This is a genomic window from Pseudomonas sp. GW-45, from assembly GCF_056896675.1.
Genome location: NZ_CM167674.1, coordinates 2,683,913 through 2,697,908, shown reverse-complemented (window position 1 = coordinate 2,697,908; position 13,996 = coordinate 2,683,913). Strand labels below are relative to the sequence as shown.

Genomic DNA, 13,996 nt, shown 5'->3' with positions numbered 1-13,996 from the left:
GTTTAGTCCTCGAAGTCAGGGAAGTGGGCCAGCTGCTGTGCCACCAGCTCGTCGTGCGCGGGGACTATCAACAGCTCCGGCTGCTCTTCGCTTAGCTGATGAATCTGTTGCAGCACCTGGGCGTTGGCTTCGCGGTCGGAATCCACGTGGGCTATCCATTGCACGAACTGCGGCCGCGAGCGGTTGTGCTCTACACCGCGCAAGGTCCAGGCGGTATCGCCAATAAAGAACAGACGTTTTCCCGAGTCGAGGTTGATGAACAGGCCAACCTGGCCCGCGGTGTGGCCACTCAAATCAACCAGTATCAGGCGCTGATCAGCAAACAGATCGAGGCTGCGGTCGAAACCCTGATAGGGCGTATCACTCAGCTGCAAGTCTTGCCATTGCCGTGGGCCTGCCAGATGTTCAGGCAAGAACGCCGGACGTTGGCCATGCTCGCGAGCTTCTTCTAGCCCGCGAGGTAGCACCTTGACGGTTGTGGTTGGGAAATCAGGTAAGCCACCCAAGTGATCCCAATGCAGGTGGCTAGGGATGATGAAATCAATGTCACTGGCTTGGTAGCCGGCCTGCTCAAGCTGATCCAGTGCGGGATTCAGCTCTTCGTAGGCCAGCAGCTTGCGGTTGATCCAGTTATTCGCGGCAAAGGCGCTGTCGATATCGCGGCCTAAACCAGTATCAAACAGAAAGCGCCCCTGCGGATGCTCGACCAGTAACGCAGCATGAACCAGATGGCGCTCGGTACCCCAGCGTCCACCGCTGACAGTGAAAGCCTCTGGCGAGCCAGCCGATTGCGCGGTAATCAACAATGATATGCGCAGCTGATCTGGCAGCTCGTTTGCCTGTGCAGTGCTGATTAACAGCACTGCAAGCAGGATAAAATACTTTATCGGTTGGGTCATGGGTGCCGTTCCTATTGGGTGAAGGGGCACTGTGGCAGCCGAGTAAGCATAGGTTAAATATACTTTTCGTGGTGTTATTGAATAAATTGTTGAGGGAAAGGCGTTCAACCTTTCCCTCGTTTGTGCTCAGTGTAATCCGGGGTAGCGTCAAGGTGTCGTGCTTGGCGCGCCAACGGATTGCCCGCGTAGTCGGGCTAGCACTTGATCCGCATTGCTCTTGCCAGAGCAGATTCCGGCTCGTTGTAGTCGATTATCCATAGCGCTGCCATCGTCTTCCTGTTGTAACTCGCGCAGGGCGTTGTCGATATCGCCGAAGCGGTGTTGTTGCTGGCGGATACGCTCTAATGAACTGGCCAGATCGCCCAATTGCGCGTGTAGGCCTTGAGTATGCCCGCCAAGGTTACGTACCACCTGCTCTGCGTTACGGTTAGCGCGGGCCAGCTGCCACTCACGGCGATATTGTTGCTGGCTGCGCGCGGCGTCACGTAGCTGCTGGCGCAGACTCGCCTCCTGGCGGGCCAAATGCTCGGCCTGCTGGCTTTGCTGTAGCAGCTGGTTTTCGTGTGCGGCAATCCATTCGGCCAGCTCGTAAGCCAAACCTGCTTCGCCTTTAACCAAAGCTTGCGCGGCTTGTTGTTCCCGTTGCGCCAGTTCTTCAGCGAGCTGCTGATTGCTGCGTTGCAGCTCCTTGCCGGTTGCCATCAGGCAAGCCAACTCGCGTTTGGCGCGCAGCATGGCTTGATCGGTGTCGCGCAGCTCTTGCTCCATGATGCGCAAGGCATTGGCATCCACTAAATGTTCCAAGGGTTCCTGTGCGCCGGCGCGGAATAAAGTGCCTACTTTTCGCCAAATAGTCATATCGATTACTCCGTATATTCTTTGAGTAGTTGCTGGGCGCGGGCGTCGGAAATGCGGTTGTAGATGCGTTTGCCCTCGTGCTCATCGCGCATGGTTTTTGAGAGCGTGATGGTGGTGCTCACGAGAAAAAGTGCGCAGACCGCCATGTAGCCCTTCACTAGCAGATCAGTCGGGGCAAAGATCACCCCGGCACCGGTGGCCAGCAGGGCGACTGCGAAGGACACCTTGACGAAGAATATCCAACCGCTGGAGTTACTGTTGATGTCGTTTTCCATTGTTTGCTACCTCGCATTGAATGTGTGCGGCAGGTTGGTCGCCGCTGAGGCGCAATGTGCGCAAGTTGATACTGAATGGCGAGCTAAATAGCAAAAGTTGCAATCGTGAAAGCTATGGGTATTACTGGGTAATACTTTTTTGTGTTGGCTAGGGAGCTTTTGAGCATGGCGCAGACCACTGCAATCATCGATGTGTTGAAAAAACTGCTCAAGGAGCAAGGCGTGACCTACTTGCAGGTGGCGCAGGCGCTGGGGTTGTCCGAGGCGAGCGTCAAGCGCCTGTTTGCCGAGCGGCAGTTCTCGCTGCAACGGCTGGATCGAGTCTGTGGGTTGTTGGGCGTTGAGATTAGTGATCTGGTGCGGCGGTTGGAGCAAGAGATGCGCATTGATGCATTGGCTCCTGCGCAGGAGCAGGAGCTGGTTTCAGACAGCAAGTTGTTGCTGGTCGCCATCTGCGCGTTAAACCGCTGGAGTCTGGCTCAGATACTTGAGAACTACGCATTGACCGAACCTGAGGCCATTAGCAAGTTGGTGCGGTTGGATCGTATGGGCTTGATTGAGCTCTTGCCGGCCAACCGTATTAAGCCGCTGATTACCCACGATTTCAATTGGCAGAAAAATGGCCCTATCCAACGCTTTTTTGAATCCCAGGTGCAGGCTGACTTCTTTCAATGTCACTTCAATCGACCGGGTGAGTTACGCTTGTTTCTCAACGGTATGCTGTCGCCGCGCAGCAATGAAGCGATCCAGAAGAAGCTGCGGCGTCTGGCGCAGGAGTTCCGTCACAGTCACCAGGAGGATCTAGCGATGCCGCTAGAACAACGCTACGGCGTAAGCATGATCCTCGCTATTCGCCCCTGGGAAGTGGCAGTATTCCAGCAATATCGGCGTGCCGATGCTCAGAAGTTTTACCCAGGCCATGCCGGTGCATGAGCTGATTTTGCTCTGATAAAAGGATGACGTGACTGTGGGTTTTTTGCTCGAGGTGAGGGATGCGTTCGCTAATATACTGCCGCTGCTAGAAACTCTGCTGGTGGTTGGCCTAGCGCTGTGGGGGGCAAACTATCTGCTGATTCTTCGGCATGGTGGTTTGGGTAACGAAAAGCTGTTTTCCCGCCAGCTGGTGATGCTCGGATTGACGCTGGTGGGTGTGGTCGCGGTGGTGCTGGCGCTGCCGGTCAACGAAGGGTCGCGCAATCAGATTATCGCGCTGCTGGGTTTGCTGATCTCGGGTGTGTTCGCTTTTTCTTCCAGCAATATCTTCGCCAATCTGGCGTCGGGTATCCTTTTGCGCATTACCAAGCCCTTTGTCATTGGTGACTTTATTTCTGTCGGCAAGCACTTTGGCAGGGTGGCTGAGCGGGGGTTGTTTGATACCGAAATTCAGTCTGAAACCGGTGAGCTGATTGCTTTACCTAATACCTACTTGACCACCAACCCGGTGTCGGCACTGCGCAGCTCTGGCGCATTGGTTTCGGCGTCGCTGTCGCTGGGCTACGATGTGCATCATGCGCAAGTTGAGCCGCTGCTGATAAAAGCCGCAGAAAGCAGCAAGCTGGATGATGCCTTTGTGCAAATACTCGAGCTGGGCAACTTTGCTATTACCTACCGGGTTTCGGGCGTATTGCCGGAGGCCAAAGGCCTGATCACTGCTCGCTCTAATTTGCATAAAGCGATTCTGGATCAGTTGCATGGCGCCGGCATCGAAATCATGTCGGCGACCATCATGAATCAACGTCCGGTGGATTCGGGCTATAGCTTTATTCCTGCGCCGTCGCGCACTCGCCCAGTGGCGTCAGCTGTAGAGCCAGAGAAAATCGCCGAAAAGGTGCTGTTCGACAAAGCCGAGTTGGCGCAGCAGCTGCAAGAACGCAAAGCCGAGTTGGCTGAGAGCGTGGAGGTACTGCAGCAGCAGGCGAAACAAGCTGACGGCGACGAAAAGGATCGCTTGAAGGACCAGATTGAGCAATTGCGTGATGAGCGAAAACAGCTGGAAAAGGCCGAAGACGAACCGCTCAAAGCCAGCGGTAGTAAGGGGAGTAGCGTATGAAAATGAACAGCGGAATATTACTGCTGTTATCACTCGGGGCTATGGGCTTGTTGCTGTGGCTGCGTTCGCAAAACTAACGGGGCGCCGCGTGGCAGCGCCCTGAAGGCTCAGAACTCGGCGTTGTGGTAGATATTCTGCACGTCGTCCAGTTCGTTAAGCATGTCGGTGAATTTCTCGAACATGGCCACATCTTCACCGCTGATTTCTGTGGTGATTTGCGGTAGAAACTGGATCAGATCCACCTCAAAATCCACTTCACCAAAGGCATCGATGAGTGCTTGTTTGGTTTTGAAGTATTCGGTGCTCGGGGTGAATACGGTAATCAGACCGTCTTCGTTCTCGATGTCGGTTACGTCAACATCAGCCATCATGAGCGCTTCCAATGTGGCTTCTTCGTCATCACCCTTGAACGCCAGAATCGCGCAGTGATCGAACATGTGGCTAACGCTGCCTTCGGTGCCGATCTTGCTTTTGGTTTTGGTGAAACAGTTGCGCACATCGGCGAAGGTGCGGTTGGGGTTGTCGGTCAGGCAGTCGACAATCACCATGCAGTTGCCGGGGCCAAAGCCTTCATACTGAGCCTTGGAGAAGTCTTCGCCGCCGCCGCCCTTAGCCTTGTCGATGGCTTTGTCGATAACGTGGCTGGGGACCTGGTCTTTCTTTGCGCGGTCAATCAGGCCACGCAATGCCAAGTTACCGTCGGGGTCAAAGCCGCCCGATTTAGCGGTGACGAAAATCTCACGCGCGTATTTGCTGTAAACCTTGGTTTTGGCATCAGCCGTCTTGGCCATGGACTCTTTGCGGTTTTGATAGGCGCGACCCATGTCTTCATCCTGTTGTTTGACGAAAAACAGCGATTCTAACCGCAGTTGCTGCTGTATATCCATGCTTGGCGACAGCTGGCCAAAGAAAGCCCCGTAAGTAGTTGGCTTGGCAGTAAGATGGGGTATTTGATGGGGAGCTGAGTGGATGATTTCGAGATTGCCGCCCTGGGTTGAAACCGGTGCTTTCACCCTGGCCTTTGCGGCCGGCAGTGTTAATGCCGTGGGACTGCTCGGATTTAGCCATCAAGCGGTATCCCACCTCACCGGCACCTCAACCCTGCTGGGGCTGGGTATGGCGCAACTGGATTACTCTTCCAGCGTGCACCTTTTACTGGTGATATTCAGTTTTGTCGCGGGGGCAGCCTTCAGCGGCTTTCTGATCGACAGCAGCGCGCTGCAGCCGGGTCGCCGCTATGGAGTGGCACTGTTGCTTGAGTCGGCGTTGCTGCTGCTGGCGATGTTTGCATTGCAGAATAACAGCGTGGCGGGGCACTACCTGGCATCAGCGGCCTGCGGCTTACAAAATGCCATGGTGACCACCTACAGTGGGGCTATCATCCGCACCACTCATGTATCCGGTTTGTTCACGGATCTCGGGCTGATGTTAGGCGCGCGCCTACGTGGCCAGGCTCTGGATCGACGCAAAGCCAAGTTGTTTCTGCTATTGATCTGCGGCTTTATTCTGGGTGGTAGTCTTGGCGCGCTGGCATTCGCCGCCCTGCATTTTCAAGCGTTGCTGTTACCGGCAGCACTGACTGCAGTAATGGCGGTGGTTTACCACCGCTACCTGCGGCGCAACTAATCAGCGGAGCCGAGCAGCTGCGTCTGCATGCGGGGGTTGCAACCAGAGTTCGGCCAGTTGGCGCTGACCTTTTTGTTGATTGTTATAGCGCCACCCGAGTTTGCTGGTTAATTGAGTGGTGAGCTGCAAGCCCAAGCCAAAGCCGAGATCTTCTTTGTCTGGATCATCAACCGGCGACACTGTATTGCTGACACGCACGCAATTGTGTAGCTGCAGGATTTTGACTTCACCATCATTGCTGTGCTGAAAGGCGTTGCGGATCAGGTTACCGAGCACGATTCGCGCTGGCGCTTCTGCCAACGGCATGCTGTAAGGATCGGTTTTCAGTTTCACATCCACGTCCTTGCCGCGCAGCAAGTAGCGCATTTGCTCCACCAATTCCTGTACTAGCGCATCCAGCTGAACCGGTTTGGCTGGCAAGCTCTCCATATTGTCGCGGCTCAGCCATAGCAGTGTTTCGGTTAGGTGCAGCATGGTCTGGCTCGCGCGGTCGATGCGCTCAATGGCTTGTAATTGACGCAAGTCCACCTGTTGTTGGCTGGCATCCTGAAGTTTGTGTAATAGCTCAACGTTATTACGCACCACGCTGATGGGGGTGCGCAGTTCATGGCTGGTATGACGCAGAAAGCGATGTTCGCGCTCCAGCCCGAGTTGCGCGGAGGACAGGCTGGAGCGCACCAGTTCAGCAAAGTCGTTAAGTTCGGGGTAGCTGAAATTCGGAGCAGGGTCTTTCAAGGTCTGCTCATTGAGGCCACGAGCCCAGTTGCCTAGGGCGCTTATTGGCCGTGAGACGCGGCGCATCACCAACCAGATCATCAGACCCAGGGTCAAGGCGCTGCCGAGGCTGATCCACAATAAGGTGCGGAAGCCACCTCGATGCTGGGTTAGCAGGCGTGGCACTTGGCCCGGTAGGATCTGATGGCTCATATAACGATCGCCACCGGGTGTAGTGAAATGCATCGCAAAATAGACCGCGCTGGGGCGGCTTAGAAAATTGGCTTGGTCCAGCTCTTTATAGAGCACGCCTTCTTGTTGGGGAGGTTGGGAGAACGCGCGTTGGATCAGCTGCGGTTGTTCACTCCAGCTGCTGGTTACTGGATAGTCGTCGAACAGATGAGCGGCGGTTGTCGGGTCGGTAAGATACCCTTGCGCGGCTTTTTCCATGTTGCGGCCCATGGCGGTGTCCATGCCATTGACGAAGTAATTGAGCGATAGCATGGTGTAGCCCACGACCAGCAGGATGCCAAGCGATAGAAACGCTAGCGCTACGAACCATTTAAGACTGATCTGGCGCTTCTTGAGTGCTTTCATGTAAGACGAAACCGTGACCTGGGACTGTGTGTAGCAAGGCGGTGGGGAAGGGGCTGTTAACCGCCTTGCGCAGGTGAAACATGTGTACTTTGAGGCTATTGCTGTCGGGTAGTTCATCACCCCAGACGGCTTCTTCCAGCTTATGGCGGCTGACCGTCTGCGGATACTCGCGCAGCAGTACCTCCAGCAACTGCCAGCCGGTAGGCGACAGCTTGATTGGCTGGCCGGCACGGCTTGCCTGACGGCTGGCCAAATCCATGCTTAGATCGGCGCAGCGTAACACCCGCGCCTGACCACTGCGGCGGCGAGCCAGCGCCTGAACGCGTACCACCAGCTCCTGCAATTCGAAGGGCTTGACCAGAAAATCATCGGTGCCGGCATTGAAGCCGTCCAACTTATCGGCCAGTTGATCGCGTGCGGTCAGCATCAATATGGGTGTGTCGTTACCTTGGTTGCGCAGGCGTTGACACACGCTGAGGCCGTCCAGTCGGGGCAAGTTGAGGTCCAGCAGCAGGGCGTCGTAGCTGTGTTGTTGGGCCAACTGCAGGCCGCTGAGGCCATTGTTAGCGTGGTCACAGCGGATGTTTTCCAGCGCCAGGTATTGCACCAGCGTGGCAGCAAGATCCAGATCGTCCTCGACCAACAGAATATTTAGCATGGTGTGGGAGTGTCCTCAGTAGGAGACGAACCCTTGAAGCGGCGCTTTATCCAGCGGTTAGCATCTTCCTGAATCAGCAGTAACGAGGGTATCAGGATCAGCGTAATGACTGTTGCGAAGAGAATGCCATAAGCCAATGAGACTGCCGCTGGAATCAGGAACTGCGCCTGTCGAGAGGTTTCGCCCAGCAGCGGAACCAGGCCGGCAAAGGTGGTGGCAGAGGTTAAGAGTACCGCGCGCAGACGGCTGCGGCAGGCCTCGCTGATCGCCTCGGTGAGCGAGCCGGCAGTCTGCTTGATGTCGTTGTAACGGGCGACTAGCAGCAGACTGTCGTTCACGACCACCCCACTGAGCGCGATGATGCCGTTGAGCGACAGAATACCCAGCGACAGGTCGTTAAACCAATGCCCGAGTATGGCGCCCACCACGCCGAATGGAATGGCCGTCATGATCAGGATTGGCTGAATGTAGGAGCGCAGCGGAATGGCCAGCAACATGTAAATCACCAGCATGGCGAGCAGGAACACGTTGAGCATCGAAGACTGTGTCTCGGCCTGCTCCTCGGCTTCCCCGGCGAACTGAATATCCAAGCCCGGAAACTGGCGCTCCAGCTCGGGCACCAGCGTGTTGCGCAGGCGATCTACCAGCTCGGTGGCGGACAGCTGCTCTTTGTCCACATCAGCAGACAGATACACCGCGCGCTTGCCATCAATGCGGGTAATGCTGTCGCGGGTAAAGCCATAGCTCACACTCGCAACGCTCGACAAGGGCACCACTGCGCCATCCGGCGTGCGAACCCGCGAGTTGAGCACGTTGGCCGGATTTTGGCGGTCGCTTTCCGGGTAGCGCACCTTAACTTCGATCTCGTCGCTGTTGCGCTGATAACGCTGCACTATTTGTCCGCTGAAGGCTTGATACAACTGCGTGGCCAACTGATCGGTCGTCATACCCAGTGCGCGGCCCTGCTGGGTTAGCTCTAGATGCAGCTGCGGCTGTCCCGGTGTGAGGTTGTCGCTGATGCCGCTGATGGCAGGGATCGCCTCAAGCTGGGTTTTTAGCTGGCTGCCGGCCTGGGTGAGAATGCTGTCATCGTTGGCGCGCAACTCTATGCGCAAGGCATCAATGGAGCCGTGCCGGCTTTGCACATTGATGGTTTTAACCCCCTCCGGGCTGCCAGCCATGGCTCGCCAGCGACGGGTAAAGGTGCTGATGTCGTAGGCGGCGGCGTCCGCCAGCTCCACGGTTACCTGACCCTGTTGGTCTGAGGCAGATAGAACCTGTAAGTGAGCAATGCCGCTGGGCGTGTCTGCGTCGCCCTTGAGTTCCTTATCTACAGCAAAGGCTTGCTGCTCCAGTCGGTTCAACGCCGCATGGGTCTGACCGTAACTGGCGTCGTTGAGCATGCTGACCTGAGCCTGCACCCGGTCTCCGGGGATCTCAGGAAAGAAGCTCATACGCACGGTGCCGTTGAAGGGCATGGACATGACCAGTATGAAAAGCGCGATGAACAGCACGATGACGGCATAGCGATGCACCAGAGCAAAGTCGATCAGCGGTCGATAGCAACGCTCGTTGACCCAGTTGAGGCCGCCGTCTGCGCGGTTTTGAAGCCATTGCCAGCCGCGGGCTAGCCGATTGCTGCTGGGCTGACGATGGGTGCTGATATGCGCCAGGTGCGCCGGCAGAATCAACTTGGATTCGATCACCGACAGCACCAGACAGATGGCAACCACAGTAGCGAACTGAGCGTAAAGTTGGCCCAGTCGGCCACTGATTTGCGACAGCGCGTAAAACGCCGCCACAGTAGTGAATACACCAAACAGCGTCGGCACGGCCACGCGCATGGTGCCCTTGACCGTATTAGCGAGCGTGTCGCCCTCGGCAGAGCGCACGGCGTAGACACTCTCGCCGACCACCACAGCGTCATCCACCACTATCCCCAGCGCCATGATGAAGCCGAAGGTAGTGAATTCGTTCAAGGATAGGCCAGCGTAACTTTCGCCCATGAAATACAGCGTGCCGAAGAAGATAAACGGCAAGCCCATGGCAACCCAGAAGGCGACCCGCACGTTCAGGAACAAAGCCAGCAACACGAAGACCAGCAAAATACCCATACCCGCATTGGTGACCAGCAGACGCAGACGGTCGGTGATGCTTTCGCTGCTGTCCTGCCAGCTGCTCAATTCAACACCCTCGGGCAGTTTGCCCTCGTCATGCCACTGCTGGATGATCTGAAGAGAGGCATCCACAGTGTTGATGATGTCGTCCTGACCCGTACTGATGACTTCTAAGCCGATACTTTGATGACCGGAAAAACGTGAAAGCACTGCGGTGTTATCGTCGTAGGTGTCGCGGATGCTGGCTACATCGCCGAGCAATAATTGGCGCCCTGTGGTGCTGTTGATCAACGGCAGGGCGGCGAAGTCTTCCTGCAGGTATGCCTGTTCGGAGGCTTTGAGCTGTAGGTAAAGGCTGTCGTTACGCAGCACCGCAGTCGAGGTGCTGGAGGAGTTCTGGTTGATCGCTTCCTGCACATCCGTAAGGCTCAGCCCATAGGCTTGCAGGCGTGCCTCGTTGACCTCAATAGCCATCATCGGGTCAAGCCAGCCATTGAGGTTGACCTGGCTGATGTTGGGGTTACTCAACAAGTCTGAGCGCAACGCCTCAGCCAAGGTTTGCAAGGTATAACGGTCGGCATCGCCATACAGCTGTAACGACAACGCATCCGACTCGCGTTGTGCCTTGGTGATGACCGGATTTTTCGCCTCGCTGGGGAAGTTAGATATGGCGTCGACCTTGCTTTTGACGTCGCGCATCAGTATGTCGAGGTTGTAATCCGACTGCATCTCCACGCTGACATTGGCGCCGCTGCCGTTGGCCGTACTGGTGATGCTTTTGATGCCTATGACATCTTCCAGCGCGTCTTCGATCTTGATCGCCAGGCCTTCTTCCGACTGGGTCGCTGAGCCGCTGTCGTAGGTGACGCCGATGTTGATGCTGTCCGGCTCCATGGCCGGAAAGGCCTCCTTGCGCAGGTCGCCCATGGACATCACGCCGAGGACAATCACTAACAGCATCAATAGGTTGGCTGCGACCGGGTTGCGCGCGAACCAGGCAATGATGCCGCCACCGCTCACTGAATTACTCATCACTCACCTCCACCGGGATGACCGGCATACCATCGAGGTAGCTACTTAACGGGTGAACCAGAATCTGCTGCGCACTGCTTTGCATCGCCACTGGTGCGGCAACATAAATGGCTTCCGCATCGGCAAATAACGGTTGCACCGCCAGGCTGACCAGCGTCTGTTGTTCGCCTATGTACCAGATGTAGCCCCGCTGGCTGAGTGCTGAGCTGGGCAGCTTCCAGAGGTGATCAATGGCGCTGCCAGGAATACGGACCTCGACAAAGGTGCCAGGCAATAGCTCGGGCACTTGTTCGAGCGGTTGTTCAACCGCCACGATCAAGGCGCGTTGGCGGGTGGTTTCATCCAGGCTCTGTTCGGCTCTGACTACGGTTGCTTGCCACTGCTGGTTGTTTTCCACGTTGTGCAGGGTGACCTGCCACTGCGCTTCACGCATTTGATCAAGCGGCGGCAGACTGGCCCAGTCTTGGGCGGAGAGGGCAACGGCGACCTCAACGCGATCGGTACTGACTAAGCTACCGACTTCACTGCCGGTTTGCAGGTAGCTGCCGGGGGCAGCGCTGCGGCTGGTGATCAAGGCGTCAAAGGGAGCGGTAATGCGGGTTTGTGCCAGATTGCGTCGAGCATTGGTAACACTGGCCTCGGCATTTTTTAAAGCGGCTTGGGCGGCTGCCAATTGGGGCTTGCGAAGCACCAGTTCGGAGTCTGGTTCGCCATCCAGGCCCGAGGCACTCCATTCGGTCTGGGCTTGTAACCCTTCACGTTGCTCCTGCAGTAGCGCCAGTTTGGCGTTGGCCAGGGTTTCTTCGGCGCTGGCCAGAGCCGCGCGGTATTCGCTGTTCTCCAGTTCCAGCAACACATTGCCAGTCTTCACCCGGTTACCGGCCTCAAAGTCATCGGCAATCTGCTGTACTTGCCCGGTCACCTGGGCGCTCAGCGTCAGCTCGAAGCGCGGATTGGCTGCGCCATAACCAATCAATTGAGCCTGGTAGCGGCCGGGTTCGACGCGCAGCACGTTGACGCTGGGGCTCACCGCTTGCTCGCCCGCCAGAGGAGTCTGGCGGCTTGCTTCATAGGCGCTCGCCCGCCAATGGTTGTATGCCAGAACGAGAATTATGGCTAACAGCGCACCAACAAATATCAACGTGGTTTTATTGCGGCGGATCATTGGTCGGCTCCCAGACCCAGTGCCAATCCGAGTACAACTCGGTTGGCAAGGCGGTTGTAGATGATGGTGTCGAGCTGCGCTTCAAGGTTGTAGGTCTGTTGTTGCACGATGAGCAGCTCCAGCACGGTAGCGGTGCCGTTGCGATAGCGCTGCTGATACTGGGTCAGGTTGTTCTGCTGGCGCTCCAGTGCGGTTTCGATGTGTTGCTGCTGCTGAGCCAATGTGCGCTCCTGCCCCAAGGCGTTCTCTACCTCGGTTACCGCGGTAATCAGGGTGTCGCGGTAAGCCTGGTAGCTTTGTGCAGTGGTCAACTCGGCGATATCTGCTGCGGCCCGCAGTTGGCCGCCTTGATACAGCGGCGCGGTGAGCTGACCGAGCAGGGACCAGACCGGGTCAGTCAACAATGCCTGGCTAGGTGAATCGGCGATGTCTTGCAAAGCCGCCTGCAGGCTGATTTTTGGCAGCATGTCTTTGTAGGCGACGCTGGTGCGCAAATCGTTGGCTTGAATAGCGAGCCAGGCGGCTTGCAGGTCGGGGCGGCGTTCCAAACTTTGTTCAGGCAGCTCAGCCAAGGGCGTCAGCACACCGGGGTAACCCTCGGGCACACTCACATCTATTGGCCTGCTGCTGCCCAGCATGGCTTGCAGGGCGCGTTCTTGCTGGGCCAATGATTCCTTGTTGGCGCTCAATGTGGCGCGGCTGCTGGCGGCAGAGCTACGGGCGCTGTCGAGATCTTCTAGGCTGCCCAAACCGTTGCGATAGCGCTGCATGATGAATGTTTCGTTGCGCTCCAGCGTGCTCAAGCGCCGTTGTTCAATTGCGACCGCATGCTGCTGGGCAATCAGGCCAAGCCAACTGCGCATCACTTCACCGGCTAAGGTGTCGCGAGCGGCTTGGTACAGCGCCTGCTGTTCAGCGACGTCTTTACCTGCAGCGGTCACGCTGTCGCCAATCTGATTCCATAGATCAACCTGCCAACTGACGCTGAGTGAGCCGGTGTAGCTGCTGTCTTCGTCTTCGCTGTCGCCGGCAGAGAAGCCGGCTTCCAGCGCTGGTAAGCGGCCGCCATTGATACTTTGTTGCTCGGCCTGGCGTATCTGCAGGGTGAGCAGGGTCTGTTGCAGGCTGGGGTTGTTGGTCAGCGCCTGCGACACCAGCTGATCGAGAGTGGTGTTGTCGATGAGTTGATTCAGTGAAGTCAGGTTGCTGCCTTGAGTCTGCTCGGACCAAGCGGGTAATTGCTGCACTTCATCGGCGCGTAACTGATCGTAATCATCCTGCCGCAGGCCATTGCTGGCGCACGCGGAAAGCACTAAACACAGGCCGAGTATCAAGCTGCGATGGGGGTGATTAGTTGTCACTAAAACGGCTCCAAAACTCAAGGTCAGTCATACCGTTGATGCGGGGCATGCCTATCAGATGGTTTGCAGCATAATGCTTTGAGGGTTAACGCGGGGTTAAAGTTAAGGTCTAGGGGGAAGATATGGGGATGGCGCTTGAAGCGTGCTGGCGGGAATGATTGCCGAGCCAGTTAACTGGCTCGACGAGGTGCTTACTTAGTCCATATCGTCTTCGCTGAAAACGATGTCGTGCTTGGCAATATCTACGTTCCAGAGGGTGTAGGTATCGCCGTCTTCGTCTTCGGCGCGAATGTCGTAAACCGAGCCTTTGGCTTGGCTAACGGTAACGCGCACAGTGTCACCAGCGGGAAGTACGTCTTGGTCAAGCACGTCTTCTTCCCAGTTACCTGCCTTGGCAGGGCTGACATACAGGTAATGAATGTCATAACCGGTACCGTTGGTTACTTCGACGTAGCCACTAAAGGCGGCGGCTGTGGTGCTGAACACGCAAGCAACTGCGAACAGTGCCAATACTCGTTTAATCATGCGTTTCTCCTTGGCGGTATGGGCGAAAGACCCACCTACCTTCCAGATTACTGAACTACAAACGTGTTAGCCGGCCCCAGCCGCTAGAGGCACCTTTGCGGGTGTTATCAGAGCATTCG

The 13,996-nt window shown here is 56.6% G+C and carries 13 protein-coding genes; 3 read left to right on the top strand and 10 right to left on the bottom strand.

Translation table 11 applies throughout. The features are described from left to right. Positions 1 to 2: 2 nt before the first annotated feature. From AC1XYH_RS12380 to AC1XYH_RS12370, 3 genes are all read right to left on the bottom strand, one after another. Positions 3 to 899: an MBL fold metallo-hydrolase gene (locus AC1XYH_RS12380; protein ID WP_483323476.1), complete on the bottom strand. Its 897-nt coding sequence runs from the start codon at positions 897 to 899 to the stop codon at positions 3 to 5. A 147-nt stretch (positions 900 to 1,046) separates the two neighbouring features. Then, complete coding sequence (locus tag AC1XYH_RS12375; protein ID WP_483323475.1) at positions 1,047 to 1,757, bottom strand: PspA/IM30 family protein; 711 nt, start codon at positions 1,755 to 1,757, stop codon at positions 1,047 to 1,049. A 5-nt stretch (positions 1,758 to 1,762) separates the two neighbouring features. Beyond that, positions 1,763 to 2,032 (bottom strand): YiaA/YiaB family inner membrane protein, encoded by a 270-nt coding sequence (locus AC1XYH_RS12370; protein ID WP_483323474.1) that lies wholly within the window; start codon positions 2,030 to 2,032, stop codon positions 1,763 to 1,765. A 165-nt stretch (positions 2,033 to 2,197) separates the two neighbouring features. On the opposite strand from AC1XYH_RS12370, the gene AC1XYH_RS12365 reads away from it, so the two are divergent. Both AC1XYH_RS12365 and AC1XYH_RS12360 read left to right on the top strand, forming a co-directional pair. Further along, the gene (locus tag AC1XYH_RS12365; protein WP_483323473.1) at positions 2,198 to 2,965 is read left to right on the top strand and encodes a helix-turn-helix domain-containing protein; all 768 of its coding nucleotides are present in this window, start codon (positions 2,198 to 2,200) and stop codon (positions 2,963 to 2,965) included. A gap of 34 nt (positions 2,966 to 2,999) precedes the next feature. After that, a complete protein-coding gene (locus tag AC1XYH_RS12360; RefSeq protein WP_483323472.1) occupies positions 3,000 to 4,082 on the top strand; it encodes a mechanosensitive ion channel family protein in 1,083 nt (360 codons plus the stop codon). A gap of 107 nt (positions 4,083 to 4,189) precedes the next feature. Here AC1XYH_RS12360 and AC1XYH_RS12355 read toward each other — a convergent pair whose 3' ends face one another. Next, positions 4,190 to 4,906 (bottom strand): YebC/PmpR family DNA-binding transcriptional regulator, encoded by a 717-nt coding sequence (locus tag AC1XYH_RS12355; protein WP_483326377.1) that lies wholly within the window; start codon positions 4,904 to 4,906, stop codon positions 4,190 to 4,192. Positions 4,907 to 5,051: 145 nt separating this feature from the next. Here AC1XYH_RS12355 and AC1XYH_RS12350 point away from each other — a divergent pair, with 145 nt between their 5' ends. Beyond that, a complete protein-coding gene (locus AC1XYH_RS12350; protein WP_483323471.1) occupies positions 5,052 to 5,708 on the top strand; it encodes a YoaK family protein in 657 nt (218 codons plus the stop codon). On the opposite strand, the gene AC1XYH_RS12345 is transcribed toward AC1XYH_RS12350, so the two are convergent. The 6 genes from AC1XYH_RS12345 to AC1XYH_RS12320 form a co-directional block, all read right to left on the bottom strand. Then, positions 5,709 to 7,019, bottom strand: coding sequence for a sensor histidine kinase (locus tag AC1XYH_RS12345; RefSeq protein ID WP_483323470.1), 1,311 nt, complete (start codon positions 7,017 to 7,019; stop codon positions 5,709 to 5,711). Beyond that, a complete protein-coding gene (locus tag AC1XYH_RS12340) occupies positions 6,985 to 7,677 on the bottom strand; it encodes a response regulator transcription factor (RefSeq protein ID WP_483323469.1) in 693 nt (230 codons plus the stop codon). The genes AC1XYH_RS12345 and AC1XYH_RS12340 overlap by 35 nt, the downstream gene beginning before the upstream one ends. Further along, positions 7,671 to 10,826, bottom strand: coding sequence for an efflux RND transporter permease subunit (locus AC1XYH_RS12335; RefSeq protein ID WP_483323468.1), 3,156 nt, complete (start codon positions 10,824 to 10,826; stop codon positions 7,671 to 7,673). The genes AC1XYH_RS12340 and AC1XYH_RS12335 overlap by 7 nt, the downstream gene beginning before the upstream one ends. After that, positions 10,819 to 11,991 (bottom strand): efflux RND transporter periplasmic adaptor subunit, encoded by a 1,173-nt coding sequence (locus tag AC1XYH_RS12330; protein ID WP_483323467.1) that lies wholly within the window; start codon positions 11,989 to 11,991, stop codon positions 10,819 to 10,821. Before AC1XYH_RS12330 ends, AC1XYH_RS12335 begins: the two co-directional genes overlap by 8 nt. Beyond that, positions 11,988 to 13,352, bottom strand: coding sequence for a TolC family protein (locus AC1XYH_RS12325; RefSeq protein ID WP_483323466.1), 1,365 nt, complete (start codon positions 13,350 to 13,352; stop codon positions 11,988 to 11,990). Before AC1XYH_RS12325 ends, AC1XYH_RS12330 begins: the two co-directional genes overlap by 4 nt. 195 nt (positions 13,353 to 13,547) lie before the next feature. After that, a complete protein-coding gene (locus tag AC1XYH_RS12320; protein ID WP_483323465.1) occupies positions 13,548 to 13,877 on the bottom strand; it encodes a hypothetical protein in 330 nt (109 codons plus the stop codon). Positions 13,878 to 13,996: the final 119 nt, after the last annotated feature.

Bases quoted from the DNA above. Each gene is read 5' to 3' on its own strand.
- AC1XYH_RS12320 (WP_483323465.1), bottom strand. From the start codon at position 13,877: ATGATTAAACGAGTATTGGCACTGTTCGCAGTTGCTTGCGTGTTCAGC.
- AC1XYH_RS12330 (WP_483323467.1), bottom strand. From the start codon at position 11,991: ATGATCCGCCGCAATAAAACCACGTTGATATTTGTTGGTGCGCTGTTA.
- AC1XYH_RS12345 (WP_483323470.1), bottom strand. From the start codon at position 7,019: ATGAAAGCACTCAAGAAGCGCCAGATCAGTCTTAAATGGTTCGTAGCG.
- AC1XYH_RS12335 (WP_483323468.1), bottom strand. From the start codon at position 10,826: ATGAGTAATTCAGTGAGCGGTGGCGGCATCATTGCCTGGTTCGCGCGC.
- AC1XYH_RS12365 (WP_483323473.1), top strand. From the start codon at position 2,198: ATGGCGCAGACCACTGCAATCATCGATGTGTTGAAAAAACTGCTCAAG.
- AC1XYH_RS12380 (WP_483323476.1), bottom strand. From the start codon at position 899: ATGACCCAACCGATAAAGTATTTTATCCTGCTTGCAGTGCTGTTAATC.
- AC1XYH_RS12350 (WP_483323471.1), top strand. From the start codon at position 5,052: ATGATTTCGAGATTGCCGCCCTGGGTTGAAACCGGTGCTTTCACCCTG.
- AC1XYH_RS12340 (WP_483323469.1), bottom strand. From the start codon at position 7,677: ATGCTAAATATTCTGTTGGTCGAGGACGATCTGGATCTTGCTGCCACG.
- AC1XYH_RS12375 (WP_483323475.1), bottom strand. From the start codon at position 1,757: ATGACTATTTGGCGAAAAGTAGGCACTTTATTCCGCGCCGGCGCACAG.
- AC1XYH_RS12355 (WP_483326377.1), bottom strand. From the start codon at position 4,906: ATGGGTCGCGCCTATCAAAACCGCAAAGAGTCCATGGCCAAGACGGCT.
- AC1XYH_RS12370 (WP_483323474.1), bottom strand. From the start codon at position 2,032: ATGGAAAACGACATCAACAGTAACTCCAGCGGTTGGATATTCTTCGTC.